This is a genomic window from Mycobacterium sp. RTGN4 (assembly GCF_033804635.1).
Lineage (GTDB): Bacteria > Actinomycetota > Actinomycetes > Mycobacteriales > Mycobacteriaceae > Mycobacterium.
The window spans coordinates 1-15,225 of record NZ_JAPZLB010000020.1 but is presented as its reverse complement, the minus strand read 5'-3'; the positions used below and the strand labels follow the sequence as shown (position 1 = coordinate 15,225).

General features: G+C 66.8%; 14 protein-coding genes. 9 read left to right on the top strand and 5 right to left on the bottom strand.

All coding sequences use genetic code 11. The annotated features are described in order from the left end of the window. Positions 1–20: 20 nt before the first annotated feature. Both SLQ30_RS29970 and SLQ30_RS29965 read right to left on the bottom strand, forming a co-directional pair. Positions 21–2,966, bottom strand: coding sequence for an aminotransferase (locus tag SLQ30_RS29970; protein WP_319450583.1), 2,946 nt, complete (start codon positions 2,964–2,966; stop codon positions 21–23). Next, complete coding sequence (locus tag SLQ30_RS29965; protein WP_319450582.1) at positions 2,963–3,826, bottom strand: alpha/beta hydrolase; 864 nt, start codon at positions 3,824–3,826, stop codon at positions 2,963–2,965. The genes SLQ30_RS29970 and SLQ30_RS29965 overlap by 4 nt, the downstream gene beginning before the upstream one ends. A gap of 115 nt (positions 3,827–3,941) precedes the next feature. Here SLQ30_RS29965 and SLQ30_RS29960 point away from each other — a divergent pair, with 115 nt between their 5' ends. The 3 genes from SLQ30_RS29960 to SLQ30_RS29950 all read left to right on the top strand — a co-directional run bounded on the left by SLQ30_RS29960 (position 3,942) and on the right by SLQ30_RS29950 (position 5,852). Next, a complete protein-coding gene (locus SLQ30_RS29960; protein WP_319450581.1) occupies positions 3,942–4,415 on the top strand; it encodes a VOC family protein in 474 nt (157 codons plus the stop codon). 145 nt (positions 4,416–4,560) lie between these two features. Further along, positions 4,561–5,223 carry an Mce protein gene (locus tag SLQ30_RS29955; RefSeq protein WP_319450580.1) on the top strand — a complete coding sequence of 221 codons (663 nt, stop codon included), beginning with the start codon at positions 4,561–4,563 and terminating at the stop codon, positions 5,221–5,223. Continuing rightward, positions 5,220–5,852, top strand: a complete 633-nt coding sequence (locus SLQ30_RS29950) for a hypothetical protein (RefSeq protein WP_319450579.1) — start codon at positions 5,220–5,222, stop codon at positions 5,850–5,852. The genes SLQ30_RS29955 and SLQ30_RS29950 overlap by 4 nt, the downstream gene beginning before the upstream one ends. Before the next feature lie 9 nt (positions 5,853–5,861). Here the strand turns inward: SLQ30_RS29950 and SLQ30_RS29945 are convergent, their stop codons facing one another. After that, complete coding sequence (locus SLQ30_RS29945; protein ID WP_319450578.1) at positions 5,862–6,665, bottom strand: SDR family oxidoreductase; 804 nt, start codon at positions 6,663–6,665, stop codon at positions 5,862–5,864. A 22-nt stretch (positions 6,666–6,687) separates the two neighbouring features. On the opposite strand from SLQ30_RS29945, the gene SLQ30_RS29940 reads away from it, so the two are divergent. Continuing rightward, a complete protein-coding gene (locus SLQ30_RS29940) occupies positions 6,688–7,959 on the top strand; it encodes a WS/DGAT domain-containing protein (RefSeq protein WP_319450577.1) in 1,272 nt (423 codons plus the stop codon). On the opposite strand, the gene SLQ30_RS29935 is transcribed toward SLQ30_RS29940, so the two are convergent. Next, on the bottom strand, positions 7,956–8,552 hold the full coding sequence (locus SLQ30_RS29935; RefSeq protein WP_319450576.1) for a TetR/AcrR family transcriptional regulator: 597 nt from the start codon (positions 8,550–8,552) through the stop codon (positions 7,956–7,958). The genes SLQ30_RS29940 and SLQ30_RS29935 overlap by 4 nt on opposite strands. A gap of 89 nt (positions 8,553–8,641) precedes the next feature. Here SLQ30_RS29935 and SLQ30_RS29930 point away from each other — a divergent pair, with 89 nt between their 5' ends. Together SLQ30_RS29930 and SLQ30_RS29925 are read left to right on the top strand one after the other, a co-directional pair. Beyond that, positions 8,642–9,166 (top strand): DoxX family protein, encoded by a 525-nt coding sequence (locus SLQ30_RS29930; RefSeq protein ID WP_319450575.1) that lies wholly within the window; start codon positions 8,642–8,644, stop codon positions 9,164–9,166. 66 nt (positions 9,167–9,232) lie between these two features. Beyond that, positions 9,233–10,972 (top strand): DUF3556 domain-containing protein, encoded by a 1,740-nt coding sequence (locus tag SLQ30_RS29925; protein WP_319450574.1) that lies wholly within the window; start codon positions 9,233–9,235, stop codon positions 10,970–10,972. 58 nt (positions 10,973–11,030) lie between these two features. On the opposite strand, the gene SLQ30_RS29920 is transcribed toward SLQ30_RS29925, so the two are convergent. Beyond that, positions 11,031–11,828: a FadR/GntR family transcriptional regulator gene (locus tag SLQ30_RS29920; protein WP_319450573.1), complete on the bottom strand. Its 798-nt coding sequence runs from the start codon at positions 11,826–11,828 to the stop codon at positions 11,031–11,033. A 192-nt stretch (positions 11,829–12,020) separates the two neighbouring features. Here SLQ30_RS29920 and SLQ30_RS29915 point away from each other — a divergent pair, with 192 nt between their 5' ends. Genes SLQ30_RS29915 through SLQ30_RS29905 form a run of 3 tightly spaced genes read left to right on the top strand, consistent with a single transcriptional unit; the run spans position 12,021 to position 15,112 of the window. Further along, positions 12,021–13,166 (top strand): thiolase family protein, encoded by a 1,146-nt coding sequence (locus tag SLQ30_RS29915; RefSeq protein WP_319450572.1) that lies wholly within the window; start codon positions 12,021–12,023, stop codon positions 13,164–13,166. Continuing rightward, on the top strand, positions 13,163–13,960 hold the full coding sequence (locus tag SLQ30_RS29910; RefSeq protein ID WP_319450571.1) for a crotonase/enoyl-CoA hydratase family protein: 798 nt from the start codon (positions 13,163–13,165) through the stop codon (positions 13,958–13,960). The genes SLQ30_RS29915 and SLQ30_RS29910 overlap by 4 nt, the downstream gene beginning before the upstream one ends. Before the next feature lie 9 nt (positions 13,961–13,969). Beyond that, the gene (locus tag SLQ30_RS29905; RefSeq protein WP_319450570.1) at positions 13,970–15,112 is read left to right on the top strand and encodes an acyl-CoA dehydrogenase family protein; all 1,143 of its coding nucleotides are present in this window, start codon (positions 13,970–13,972) and stop codon (positions 15,110–15,112) included. Positions 15,113–15,225 lie beyond the last annotated feature (113 nt).

Here is a 15,225-nt window from a genome sequence, read left to right as displayed (position 1 = left end):
TCGGCGAACCGGCGCAGGACTCACCAACCTTCGGTCAGCACCCGGTCAAGCGCGTCGACGTAGAAGTCCGCACCGGCGGTGTCAATGCACAACGGCGGCTTGGTCTTCAGGATGTTCATGTGGTCGCCCGTGGGCTGGATGACGACACCGAGGTCGAGCATGCGATCGCAGATCGCCGCCGTCTCCTCCGGCGCCGGGGTCAACGTGTCGCGGTCGCGGATCATTTCGACACCCAGGTACAGGCCCATCCCGTGCACGGTGCCGACGATCGGGTGCCGGTCACGCAGCGCAAGCAGTCGTTCCTTCAGGTGGCCACCCACGCGTAAGGCGTTGGCTTGCAGATCCTCGTCGGCGAGCACGTCGAGCACCGTCAGCCCGATCGCGCACGACAGTGGGCTGCCGCCCGTCGACGAGAAGAAGTACCCCTGCGCGCTGAACGCCTCGGCGATGGCGCGAGTGGTGATGACCGCGCCCAGTGGATAACCGTTGCCCAACGACTTGGCGACGGACACGACGTCGGGTACCACGCCCTGTTGGTGAAAACCCCAGAACCAGTGGCCGAGTCGGCCATACCCGACCTGAACCTCGTCGGCGACGGCCAGTCCGCCGCAGGCGCGGATGGCGGCGTACACCTGCGTCAGGTAGCCGTCGGGTAGCGCCATGCCGCCCGCGTTGCCATACACCGTCTCGCAGATGAAGCCTGCGGGTGACTGCCCTGCGGCGACCATGTCCTCGATCTGCTGCACGGCGTCGGAGGCGTAGCCCCCGACGTCGCTGCCGCGGTACCGGCCGCGAAAGCTGTTGGGCGACTCAACCGTATGTATCCAGTCCGGGCGGGTGGTCAATGCGTTGGGATTGTCGGCCGTCGACGTCGAGACCGCATCGGTGGCGTACGTCCAGCCGTGGTAGGCCTCCTTAACCGCAACGACGTCGCGACGGCCGGTGGTGGCTACTGCCAGCCGCAGCGCCAAATCGCTTGCCTCCGAACCGGAGTTGACCAGGAAGACGGTGTCCAGCGGCTCGGGTAACGTCGCGGCCAGGCGCTCGCTGAACTCGACGACCGCTTCATAGTTGAACCGTGAGTTCGTGTTGAGCCTGCGCAATTGACGGTTGGCCGCGTCGGCCACGCGCGGGTGGGCGTGGCCAAGCACCGCGACGTTGTTGACCATGTCGAGGTACACACGACCAGACGTCGACATCAGATGGTGCCGCCACCCGCGTTCGATCTGCGGAGGATCGTCGTAGTAGTGCTCTTGAACGCGCGCGAAGCTATTGTCGCGGCGCGCCAACAGATCTGGTGTCGCGGCGGCGGCCAGTGTGGGCAGCCCCAGCAGTGGCCGCGGGTCCCGTGTCACGGCGAGCCAGCCCGCCGCGAGCTCGCCCGAGACGAACGCGGGCGACTCGGGAGCGCCCGACGGACGGACCGACAGCGCAGTCCAGCGGCCGCGCCGGGCCGCCGCCAACTGGTCACCCGCCTTTACGCGACGGCCGGGGGCGGAGACGTCGGCGCCGGTCACCGAGAGCGTGTAATCGGCTCCGCGAAGTGTCAGCCGGTCGCCATCGGTGGTGAGCTCCCCCTCCCATGGCGCGAAGAGCTCCGTGAGCGTGGCGGGCCACATCCCGATGCCGGTAGCGACCACGTCGGGCACCGCGTTGCTCAGCGTTGGCGCCCTGGTCAACCGCGCCTCGCCGTACCGAGTGAGCACCAGCGTTGCGCCGTCATGTACTGCGGCCCGGGCCATTTCGTCCTCAGCGTCGGGCGGTAGCCAGCCACCCGGCGAGAACGCGTCGTTGTACGCATCGGAGGTTGGGGACAGGTCGAGGGTGACGACCGACGTTCGGTCGACGCCGGCGATGAAGGCGTCCGCGGAGAGGGTCTCGTGCTGCTCGGCCAGCCCGAGTTCGGTCCGGATCACCTCCGACATCACGTCGAGTGGCACCGACATGGCCTGCTCGAACATGCGCCACTGTGCGTCGGTCTGCCCGGTGACGTATTCGTTGTCCGGATCGAGCGTGGCCTGTTGCGCGTCGCTGACCAGAAGCACGGACGTGCGTAGCACCACGAGTGGCCACAGCGCCTCGGCCTCGGCGACAGTCAGCGGGCGTATCGCAGCAAAGGCCTTGACGGCAGGGAGAATCGAGGTCGGTCGGGTGCCAGGGTGGCCGAGCACCGATGACGCTGTGATGGCGAGTTCGCTGACCGCCCACGTGTGGGAAAGGTCGCCGAAGTCGATCACGCCGTCCGGTCGAGGCGCGCCGCCCACTGGTCGCGACACCACGATGTTGGCGTCGGTGAGGTCGAGGTGAACGGCCTGGCGGGGCAACGCCGGATCGAGCGACTCGAGGCGAGCCCAGGCTTCCTCGGTCGTCGCCGTGATCCCTTCCCGCAAGGCGGGCTCGGGTACGTGTGAAATGAGTTCTTCGACAACGGCTTTAGCGTGACGCAGGTCCCATTGGACGGCGCGATCGAGGCCGGGATGGGTAAAGCTCGCGAGCGCACGGCTGACTCTGCCCGCGAGTTCGCCCATGCCCGCCACCACGCCGGGGGACAGGTACCCGTCGTCGACCAACGTGCCGCCCGGCAGATAGCGCAGGAGTCTGACGTATGCGGTGCCGTCGAGCAGACCCGTCACCGTGGTGTACGGCTGTCCGGCCAGGTTCGGCAGCGGTACCGCAACGCGCACCGCGGGTTCCGCCTCGGCGATGAGCTGCGCGGCGGCGTCCTGGGCTTCGAGTTCTGCGGCGGTGAACGCCGGGTTGGCGATCTTCAAGACCCCGGTGGCCTCGGCGCCGTCGGCGAACACCAGGAAGTTCTTGTCCTGTTGGCTGCCAAGCGAATCCGCACGCGCGTCGACTCCGTAGTGCGTGTTCAGCAGCTGTTTCGCTTGCTCCGCGGAGACCTGTGGCGCAGGAAGTTCGGGTTGCTCGAGGAAGTTGAAGCCGACGATCCGGCCATCGGTGCTCATCGGTTTACGAACTGCACCACTACTTCGCTGAACGCGTCGTTGTCGTCACCCGCCGCGGTATGTCCCGCGTCGGCCAACTCGGTGAACTCGGCGTTGGGCACCTTCCCGAGAAAGTCTCTGACCCCCTCGTCGCTCACGACGTCGGACAGCTTCCCGCGGATGAGCAGGATCGGGATGTCCAAGTTGATCGCGGCCTGCTCGAGCTTGTCCATCCGGGCGAATGGGTCGTCGTGCGGCTTGGTCAGAAATGCCGGATCCCAGTGCCAGTACCAGCGCCCGTCGCGCAGGCGCAGGTTCTTCTTCAACCCCTCGGGGCTGCGTGGCTTCGTGCGGTGCGGAAGGTAGGCGGCGACTGCGTCGGCGGCTTCCTCGAGTGTGTCGAAGCCGTCCACGCCGCTCGCCATGAAGTCGCGGATGCGGGCACTGCCGTCCTTCTCGAACCGCGGCACGACGTCGACGAGTATCAGCTTCGTGACGAGCTCGGGGCCAGCCTCGTGTGCGGCCAGGATTCCGGTCAGTCCGCCCATGCTTGCGCCGATGAGTACCGCCGGCTTGCCGACCTGGTACAGCACCTGCAGGGCGTCTCCGCACAATGCCTCGACCGAATAGTCGGCCGTCGGCGAGCGGTCGCTGTCACCGTGACCCCGGCTGTCGAGGGCCACGACGTGGTAGCCGGCGTCGGCGAGGATCTGGCCCGTGTTCTTCCATGAGAATCGGTTCTGGCCGCCACCGTGAAGCATCAGGATCGACGGGTGCTCCGCATCCGCCGCGGCGTCCCGATTCCATTCGTCGGCCGCCAGGGCGAGGTCGTCTACGCCGCGGAAGGTCACGGTCTGCGCTGTGCTGATCCCAGTGCTCATGGAGATCCTCTCAATCCTGCCCCTGAGCTCACGTTACCCAGGAGGTTCGCAGGCTCCAACCTGACCCCGGCTCGCGCGTCCGATGAGTTTGGACACCAATCCGGGTCGACATCACATGCCCATCATCACGCCATCGCTCTGGTTCAACGGCAACCTCGAGGAGGCCGCCGCGTTCTATACGTCGGTGTTCCCCAACTCTTCCGTCGGTGACTTCGCCCGCTACACCGACGCCGGCCCTGGCACGCCGGGACAGGTGGTGTCCGGGACGTTCGTGCTCGACGGGACGACGTTCACGGGGATCAATGGCGGTCCGGAATTTCCGTTCTCGGAGGCGGTGTCCTTCGTCATCGACTGCGCCGACCAGGACGAGGTCGACTACTACTGGAACCGATTGGTCGCCGGAGGCGAAGAGTCCCACTGCGGCTGGCTGAAGGACCGGTTCGGACTGAGTTGGCAGGTGGTTCCCAGGCGGCTCCACGAATTGCTTGGCGACCCCGACCCGGCCCGCGCGACTGCTGCCACCAAGGCGATGCTTGGCATGCGCAAGATCGTGATCGCCCAGCTAGAAGCGGCTGCTGAGCAGGCCTGAGCGCTGATTTCGCAACCGCGGTCGACAGCGCTCGCGTCGTCCGGGACGGCCGCCGATTACCATCCGGCGAACGGCACGTACGTTGGACCGGACCGGCGTGTATGGGGCGAGCCAAGCTGGCCCGCGATGCCAAAGAGGAGCACATATGGCAGACGATGCTGCGACCACCACCGGGCAGGTGAGTGAGACCGACGGAGAGCAGCCAGCCGAACCGACTGACGAGGTCGACGCACCGGAGGCGGATGACGCATCGGAGGCGGATGACGCATCGGAGTCGACCGAGGCCGACACGGACGATGACGTCGCCTCTGAAGTCAAACCTCCGATCTCGCACGTCCGACTGGCGCTCATCGCCGGCTTGGTAGCGGTGGTCGCACTGTCGGGGCTGCTCGGATGGCTCGGATACCGCGCCTACAACGCCCACGCACTTCAAGCGCAACGCGACGTGTTCCTTCAGGTCGGGCGGCAAGGTGCGCTGAACCTCACCACCATCGACTTCGAACACGTCGACGACGACGTCAAGCGCGTCCTCGACTCGGCCACCGGGCCGTTCTACGACCAGTTCGAGCAGCGTGCGCAGCCATTCGCCGAAGTGGTCAAACAAGTCAAGTCGAAGTCGGTCGGGAACGTGACCGAGGCCGGGCTGGAGACCGCGTCGGCCACCGACGCGAAAGTGCTAGTGGCGGTCACCGTGAACACGTCCATCGCGGGCCAGCCCGAGCAGGCGCCGCGGGCGTGGCGGATGCGCATCTCGGTGCAGAAGGTCGGCGACGGCGCCAAGGTCTCGAACGTGGAGTTCGTACAGTGACAAATACCCCAGAGCCCAATGGCCCAGACGAGGAATCGACCGCGCTCGACGAAGTCGACCTGGCCAAGGAGTCGGAGGCGACGGAAGCCACGGCCGACGAAGCCGAGGAGCCGACCGTCGCCGAAGCGCCTGAGGCACGCAAGGGAACCGACAAGGGCAGGCTGGTGGCGTATGCCGTGCTGCCGGCCTTGGCGCTGATTTTGGCGCTGGTCGGCGGATGGCTGAAATTCGTCGACAGCTCGGCCAGCGACGCCGACAACGCGCGCACCCAGTCGGTTCAGGCCGCCAAGGACAGCACCATCGCGCTGCTGTCCTATCAGCCCAACACCGTCGAGCAGCAGTTGACCGATGCGCGCAAGCTGCTCACCGGCGAGTTCCTGGCCTCCTACACGTCGCTTACCGACACCGTCGTCATCCCCGGCGCCAAGGAGAAGCAGATTTCCGCGGTCGCCGCCGTCCCCGCTAGTGCGTCGGTTTCGGCCGACCAAGAGCACGCCGTCGTGCTGGTGTTCGTCAACCAGACCGTCGTCGTCGGTCAGGACGCGCCCACTGCCACGGCCTCGAGTGTGCGGCTGACCATGGACAAGGTCGACGGGAAGTGGCTGATCGCCAAGTTCGAACCCGTGTAGGGCGCTGCGTTAGCGCTTCTTCAGCGCCGGGTGGCTGCGGGACAGGATGGGAAGCAGCAGTCGGCGCGGCAGGTGCTGATACGCCACGGCGCCCAACCGATTGAACACACCGGGCACGATGACCGCCTTGCCCGCGGCCAGTCCGTCGACGGCAGCCTTGGCGACAACGTCGGCGTCGACCCACATGATTTTGGGCAGCGAGGCCTCGGCGTCCGCGTCGGAAATGCCTGCCTTCTCGCCGAAGTCGGTGCTGACCGGCCCGGGGCACAACGTCGCGGCGGTGACGCCGGTGCCGCGCAGTTCCTCGCCGATGGCCTGGGTGTAGGACAGCACGAACGCCTTGGCGGCGCCGTAAGCCGCCTGCCCGGGCAGCGGGCCGAACCCACCGACCGACGCGACGTTGAGCACCGCGCCGCGACCACGCGAGACCATGCCGGGCAGAAATCGGCTACACAGGTCGGCGACGGCGGCGACGTCCACCTCGACGAGATTGAGTTCGGCGACGGGATCGGACGAAAAGACCGCGCCCGAGGTGCTCAGGCCCGCGTTGTTGACCAGCACGTCGACGACGAGCCCGAGTTCGGCCACCCGCTCGGGGAGCGCGGCGCGCTCGACGGCCTGCGACAGGTCGGCAGCCAGCACGGCGGCGGCCGAGCCCAATGATGTGGCAAGTGCCTCGAGCTTGTCGGCCCGGCGCGCCACCAGCAGCACGTGCCGACCGCGTCGGGCGAACTCCCTGGCGAGCTCTTCTCCGATGCCCGACGAGGCGCCGGTGACGAGCACGGTCCCGTTGCTACTTGCCGCTGGAAGCATCGGCGCAGCTTAACCTTGGCGGGTGTCCACGCATCGACTGACGCCGGCCGATGCCCAGACGTTCTGGACGGCCGCCAAGATTCCGAATGACACGTTCCTGCTGTTCGGATTCGCGGGCGTCCCGGCCGACTTGGACCTGGCGCTGGCCGAGGCCATGGGACGCGCCGCCCAGTGTGCGGAGTTGACCGTGCGCGTCGACGACCCTGGCGGCCTGAGCTACCCGGCCTGGGCCCCGTGCGGGGTGGACCCGGCGCAGTTCGTGGTCCACGAGCTCGAGGACGCCACCTGGTCGGGGTGCCTGGCCGCGACCGTCGGGCTGATCGACGAACAGCTGGACGCGCGGGTGCAGGCGTGGCGGCTGCACGTCTTCCCTTCTGTCGACGGGGTGCCCGGAGCCGCGGGTCGCGGCACGGCCGCGGTGCTGCAGATCTCGCACGCGCTCGGAGGAGGTGGTCGCACGTCGGTGTCGGCGGCGCTGATGTTCGGCCGCAGCGGCGCGATGCCCGAGGTCGTCCCGGATCGCGTCGGCCCGGCGCGATTGCCGCTGCTCGGCTTCCGGGCCGCCCGCGCGCACCGTCGTTTGGTCTCCGATACCGAGGCGGGCCTCGTTCCGCCCCCGGCCGCTTCGTGTCCGGTGCTGCGGACCAACGCACGTCCGTCGGGCGTGCTGGGACTGCGAACCGTCGTCCTACCGCGTGCCGAATTGTCCCGTCCGACAGTCACAGTCGCGGCCTTGGCCGGGATCGGCGAGGCGCTTGGCGCGCACCTCGAAGCGCTGGGCGACGACCCCGCGACACTCGGCGCCGAGTTGATGATCGCGAAGCCCCTTCCGCGCCGGGCATACAACCACTTCGGCACCGGAGGCGTCGGGCTTCATCCGCAGCTGGATCCCCCGCAGCGGGCGGAACGGATCGCTGCCGATGTCGATGCGCGCCGCGAGCGCGCCGCACATCCCGCGATGCGCGCATCCGAACTGGCCTTCGCCGCCACGCCCGCGCCGTTGTTGCGTTGGGGGGTAGGGCAATTCGATCCCGACGTACGGCTGGCGGCGGTGACCGGCAATACCGTGGTGTCAAGTGTGAACTGCGGTGCGGCGGACTTCGCCTTCGGTGGCGCGACGGTGTCGGTGGCAGCCGCATTCGCCGGACTGTCGCCGATGATGGGGTTGACGCACGTCGTCGTGGGCGTCGGCGACACCGTCACCATCAGCGTGCACGCAGCCGAGTCGGCCCTTGGCGGTCCCGACGGGTTGGACACCTACGTGGCGCGGCTTGAGGCTGCGTTGGGCGCCTAACCGCGCAGCGCGGCGATGCCGAAGTCGAGTGCGGCCTCCAGATAGCTGAGGTCGCCGGTGTTCAGCAGCACCGATACCCCGCCTTGAATGCCGGCCAGCAGCGCTGCTGCCGCACGCGCGGGGTCGACCGTGTCAGCGATCTTGCCCTGGCGTTGCATCGCAACCACGCCGGCTTCGATGTCGGAGCGCCACCGTTCGATCAGCGTCCCGGTCACCGCCTGCGCCCCCGGCGTACGGCCGAGCTCGGACATCACCGTGGACAGCGGGCACTGCTGACCCTGGCGGCGGTAGCGCTCGACGACCACGTCTCGCCAGCGCTGCCACGCCGCCCACGACGTCAGCCGGCTCAGGTGCGGCTGCTGGTCGCTGATCACGCGCGCGGCCTCTTGTTCGGCGACCGCGAGCAGTAGTTGGTCCTTGCCGCGCGGAAAGTAGTGGAACAGCTGGCTCTTGGAGGTACCGGTGTGCGCCATCACGTCCTCGAGCCTGGTGGCCACCGCACCATGCACCAGGAGCTCCGCGGCGGCGCCGTCGATGATGCGCTGGCGGGTCGCGAGGCCCTTCGGCGTCAGTTTCTGGACTGGTAGGTCCATTTTCATGTGTCCACTCTGGCACGGGACTCGCCGCGGGTCCAACGGAGTCGGGCTAGGCAGCGGATTACAAGTGGCATACATTCTGTTGCGTGACTGCTGCCTACGATTTCGCCATCCTTCTGCTGCGCGTCGTGCTCGGCCTGACGATGGCCGCGCACGGCTACAACAAGTTCTTCGGGAAGGGCGGGCTGGCCGGCACGGCCGGATGGTTCGACAGCATGGGCATGAAACCGGGGATATTCCACGCCAGGGTCGCGGCGACGACGGAGTTGTCCGCCGGAGTCGGACTGGCCCTCGGGTTGCTGACGCCGATCCCTGCCGCGGGCTTCGTCGCGCTGATGTTCGTCGCCGCGTGGACGGTGCATCGGAAGAACGGCTTCTTCATCGTCAAGGAGGGTTGGGAGTACAACCTGATCCTTGCCGTCGCCGCGGTGGCGCTGGCCGGTACCGGGGCTGGCAAGTTCAGCCTCGACTACGCGCTGTTCGGGACGTCGACGGTGTACCAGTACCTGCATGGGTGGGCTGGGCTGCTGATCGCCGTCGTGCTCGGCCTGGCGGGCGGCATCGGTCAGCTGGTGATCTTCTTCCGTCCGCCTGCCCCCAAGGAAGCCTGACTCTCCTCCGCCGAGCAGTGGGGAAACGCGCCCGGCAGAACAGGAACACGTTCTAGTCTGTGGCGCATGGGTTTTCTCAAACAGGACGCGCCCGTCGTCGACTTCCCCGAATGGATCAAGGGCACCCGCGCCGAGCGGATCCGCCCGCTGACGCTGCACTGGGGTGAAGTGGGCTTCGGAACGCCCGTCGTGTTGCACCTCTTCTATGTCGTCAAGATCCTGCTGTACGTGTTGGGCGGCTGGCTGATTGCAGTGAGCACCAGCGGGATCGACGGCTTCACCAACGTGGGCCAGTGGTACGCCGAGCCGATCGTGTTCCAGAAGGTCGTGCTCTACACGATGTTGTTCGAGGTGGTCGGGCTCGGTTGTGGCTTCGGGCCGCTGAACAACAGGTTCTTCCCGCCGTTGGGCTCGATCCTCTACTGGCTGCGGCCGGGCACCATCCGATTACCACCGTGGCCAAACCGGGTGCCGCTGACCAAGGGCACGATCCGCGAGCCTTTCGATGCCGCGCTCTACGGAGCACTGCTCGTCGTGCTCGTCGTCGCGCTGTGCACGGACGGGACCGGGCCGATCCCGTCGCTCGACACGACGGTCGGGGTGCTGCCCGCCTGGCAGATCTGGACGATCCTCGGAATCCTCGCCGTAGCGGGACTGCGCGACAAGGTCATCTTCCTGGCCGCCCGCGGCGAGGTATACGCGTCCTTCACGGTGGCCTTCCTGTTCGCCGGCCCCGACATGATCATCGCGGCCAAGCTGGTGTGCCTGGTGATCTGGATGGGCGCGGCCACCTCCAAGCTCAACAAGCACTTCCCGTTCGTGATCTCGACAATGATGTCCAACAGTCCGATGGTGCGGACGAAGACGCTGAAGCGGATGTTCTTCGAGAAGTTCCCCGATGACATGCGGCCCGGCCGGCTCTCGCGGTTCGTTGCGCACTTCTCCACCGCGGTCGAGGGGCTGGTACCGCTTGTGCTCTTCTTCTCCCACGGTGGCTGGCTGACCGTCATCGCGGCGACCGTGATGCTGATCTTCCACTTCGGCATCCTCAGCGCCATCCCCATGGGTGTTCCGCTGGAGTGGAACGTCTTCATGATGTTCAGCGTGCTGGCGCTGTTCGTCGGGCATGCAGGCATCGGGCTCGGTGACATGACGACGCCGCTGCCCATCGTGCTCTTCGTCGTCGTCGCAGGCACCGTGGTGCTGGGAAACCTGTTCCCGCGCAAGATCTCCTTCCTGCCTGGCATGCGTTACTACGCGGGCAACTGGGACACCACGCAGTGGTGCATGAAGCCGTCGGCCGACGCGAAGATCGCCGCCGGCTTGGTGGCCATCGCGAGCATGCCGCAGTCGCAGACCGAGAAGTTCTACGGAAGCCCCGAGCAGGCCCTGGTGATGCTGCACTCGGGGTACGCGTTTCGCGCGATGAACACCCACGGGCGTGCGCTGTTCACCCTCGTCCACCGCGCCATGGCCGACGGCAACGAGGACGACTACGTCGTCACCGAGGGAGAGCGGTTGTGCAGCACGGCGATTGGTTGGAACTTCGGCGACGGCCACATGCACAACGAGCAGCTGATCAACGCCATGCAGGAGTTGTGTCACTTCGAACCCGGTGAGGTGCGGGTAGTGCTGTTAGACGCGCAGCCAATTCACAAGCAGCAGCAGGAGTATCGGCTCGTCGACGCCGCGACCGGAGAGTTCGAACGCGGCTTCGTGAGAGTGGCGGACATGGTGACGCGTCAACCGTGGGCCGACGACGTGCCCGTCCACGTCACGTGGTCGAAGGATGGGGCGGACGCTTAAGCGAAGCAGGTCTTCACGAGGAACTCGGCACGCGCATCCAACTTGGGATCTGGCCGGACTAGCCCATGACGTCGCGGACGGGCACGCTCTCCAGGCCCGTCAAAAGCAGCTCCCGCGAGACGTCGAGGTGCTTGCGCCAGTGCGTCTCCGCGCCGTTACCGTCGCCTGCGCGTAGGAACTGCATGAGCTTGCGGTATGACCGAATCAGCTTGTCGTAGTCGGCCTTCGACACCGGGCGGCGCTCGTTGAACACGAAAGCCGTGTGCCTGACCGTGATCTCGTGAAGCATGCCTGCCACGATGCTCAGCGTCTCGTTGCCGGATAGCTGCACCACCCGCAGGTGGAACAGGCCGGTGCTCTCGGCCAGTCGGCTGGACTGATGGTCGACTGTGACGAGTTCGGTGAGCAGCTGCTCGAGTTCGTCGAACGCGTCCGTTGAACCGGACTCGGCGAGCAGTCGCGCGGCCAGCGGCTCGATGCCCGCCTTGGCGGTCAGTAGGTCGGCGATCGTGGCGCCGGACAGTTCGAGCAACAGGCCCGCGGGGCGTGCGACGATCTCGGGGCCGGGTACCCGCACCCGCGCCCCGGTACGGGACCCGCGGCGTACCTCGACGAGTCGTTCGGACTCCAGCACCCGAACGGCCTCGCGCAGGGTGGGCCTGCTGACGCCGAAGTGCGCCATGAGCTCGGCCTCATTCGGGAGGAAGTCGCCGTCGGTCAGCTGGCCGTCGACCACCATGCGACGCAGCGTGCCCGCGACGAGCTCCGCGGTCTTGGGTGATCGGATGGGTGAGCCAGCGAGCGTCGCGACGCCGTCGGGCCCGATCATGGGCGCCAAGGGGGTGTTGCGGGCCAACGCGTCTCCTGAATTCGAATCGCCGGGTGATGCGGCAGGTTATACAACTCAGTAAAACATGTGGACGGCCATACGGCGGAGAGAACAGCCGCGGACCTACCAACTAGTAGGTTGACCTAGTAAACCTACTGCTCTACGTTCGGGGGTAAGTTCCATCCCTGTCCAGGCCCCCCACTTCGAAGGAGAAGTTCCATGGCTGAAGCCGTAATCGTCGAGGCCGTTCGGTCGCCAGTAGGCAAGCGCAACGGCGGATTGTCGGGCGTGCATCCCGGCGAACTGTCCGCTCAGGTGCTCAACGGTCTGGTGCAGCGCGCAGGCATCGACCCCGCACTCGTCGACGACGTCATTTGGGGCTGCGTCATGCAGGCGGGCGAGCAGGCGCTCGACATCGCGCGTACCGCGGTGTTGGCGGCGGGCTGGCCCGAGAGCGTGCCCGGCGTGACCGTCGACCGGCAGTGCGGATCCAGTCAGCAGTCCGTGAACTTCGCGGCGGCAGGCGTGATCGCCGGCCACTACGACGTTGCCATCGCAGGCGGCGTCGAGTCGATGTCGCGCACTCCCATGGGTGCTTCACTGGCCAATGGCGGACACCCGTACCCGGAGGCGTTCCGGGCCCGCTACACGCAGACCCCGAACCAGGGCACCGGCGCCGAGATGATCGCCGAGCAGTGGGGCTTCGACCGCACCGCACTCGACCAGTTCTCGCTCGGCTCACATGAGAAGGCCGCTGCGGCACAGGATTCCGGCGCCTTCGATGACCAGATCGTGGCCATCAAGGACCAGGATGGCAACCCCGTGGTCAAGGATGAGGGCATCCGCCGCGGTGGCACCATCGAGTCGATCGGCAAGATCAAGCCGGCCTTCAAGGAAGACGGTGTGATCCACGCGGGCAACAGCTCGCAGATCTCCGACGGCTCGGCGGCCCTGCTGTTCATGTCGGCGGAGAAGGCAAAGTCATTGGGGCTCAAGCCGCTTGCTCGGGTGCACACCGCGACCCTGGCCGGCGCCGACCCCGTCATCATGCTCACCGCACCCATCCCGGCCACGCAGAAGGCGCTCAAGCGGTCCGGGCTGTCGGTCGATGAGATTGGCGTGTTCGAGGTCAACGAGGCATTCGCGCCGGTACCGCTGGCGTGGCTGAAGGAGATCGGCGCCGACGAGAAGAAGCTGAACCCCAACGGCGGGGCCATCGCGCTCGGACATCCGCTCGGTGGATCTGGTGCGCGCATCATGACGACGATGCTGTACCACATGCGGGACAAGGGAATTCAGTACGGTCTGCAGACGATGTGTGAGGGCGGCGGTCAGGCCAACGCCACCATCCTCGAACTGCTGTGACCTCTGAGGTAGCAGCCCCCGCCGCTCTTCTCGAGCGGCGGGGCAACGTCGCACTGATCACCATCAACCGGCCGGACGCCCGCAACGCCGTGAACGCCGCGGTGAGCATCGCGGTCGGCGATGCGCTGGAGGCGGCACAGCGCGACCCCGAGGTGCGCGCCGTCGTCATCACGGGAGCGGGCCAATCCTTCTGCGCCGGAGCCGATCTCAAGGCCATCTCGCGTCGGGAGAACCTCTTTCACCCCGAGCATGGGGAATGGGGATTCGCAGGCTACGTGCAGCACTTCATCGACAAGCCGACCATCGCGGCCGTCAACGGCACCGCGCTAGGTGGCGGCACGGAATTGGCGTTGGCCAGTGACCTCGTCGTCGCCGAGGAACGCACGAAGTTCGGGTTGCCGGAAGTCAAGCGTGGGCTCATCGCCGCGGCCGGGGGAGTGTTCCGCATCGTCGATCAACTGCCGCGCAAGGTCGCAATGGAACTGTTGTTCACCGGCGAACCGATGTCGGCAGCGGATGCGCTCGAGTGGGGTTTGATCAATCAGGTGGTGCCCGACGGCACCGTCGTGGAGGCCGCGCTGGCCTTGGCGGACCGCATCACATGCAATGCGCCACTGGCTGTTTGGGCCAGCAAGCGCGTTGCCAACGGCGTCGATGACGGCGTGATCACCGGCGACGAGCCAGGGTGGAGCAGGACCATGCGTGAGATCGGTGGCGTGTTGCGCTCCGAGGACGCCAAGGAAGGGCCACGCGCGTTCGCCGAGAAGCGTGCACCCGTGTGGCAAGCGAAGTAGGGAGACTCCATGAAACGAATTGTCTTCGAAGAAGAACATGAGGCGCTGCGGGAAAGCGCCCGCCAGTTCATCGAACGCGAACTGGTGCCCAATGCCGAGAAGTGGGAGGCGGATCGCCTCATCGACCGATCGGCGTTCACCGCGGCGGGCAAGTACGGACTGATCGGGTTCAACATGCCCGAGGAGTACGGCGGCGGTGGGTCGGACGACTTCCGGTTCAACGCCGTCATCGACGAGGAGATCGCCCGCTACGGCGGTCCCGCACCGTCGTTGAGCCTCCAAAACGACGTCGTCGGACCATATTTCAAGCACCTGGCGAATGAAGAGCAGCTAAAGCGTTGGATGCCAGGCATTGCCAGCGGTGAGCTCATCCTCGCAGTCGCGATGACCGAGCCAGGCGCGGGTAGCGACCTCGCGGGCATCCGCACGTCCGCGGTGCGGGACGGTGACGACTGGATCGTCAACGGCTCCAAGACATTCATCTCGTCCGGACTCAACTGCGACTTGGTCGTGGTCGTGTGCCGTACCGACCCCGAGGCAGGCCACAAGGGGTTCACCCTGCTGGTGGTGGAGCGGGACATGCCCGGCTTCACACGCGGGCGCAAGCTCGACAAGATGGGCCTGCACGCCCAGGACACGGCCGAACTCCACTTCGAGGACGTCCGCGTGCCAGTGGCCAACGTGCTCGGCAAGGAAGGGCGCGGCTTCTACCACCTGATGGAGAACCTGCCATCGGAGCGGCTCAGCATCGCTGTGTCCGCGATCGCCGGTGCACGCGAAAGCTGGCGGCAGACACTGCAATACGCCAAGGATCGCAAGGCCTTCGGGCAGTCGATCGGCAACTTCCAGCACAACCGCTTCCTGCTCGCCGAGATGGACACCGAGTTGGACGTCTCCGAGCAGTACATCGACCGCTGCCTCAAGGCCGTCGTCGACGGTGACCTCAGCGCCGTCGAGGCCGCCAAGGCGAAGTGGTGGTGCACGGAGACCGCGAAGAAGGTCATCGACGGCTGCGTGCAACTGCACGGCGGGTACGGCTACATGATGGAGTACCGCGTCGCCCGCGACTACGTGGACTCGCGGATCCAGACCATCTTCGGCGGCACCACCGAGATCATGAAGGACATCATCGGCCGCGACTTAGGCCTTTAACCCAGCGATTTCGGGGGGCGTTTTTGGGGGTTGTGCCCCAAAAGGCGCCGGGAAAGCGGTGGGGGGGGGGGGGGCGCGCGCCCGGGGGGGGGGGGGCGGGCGCGGGGGGGGGG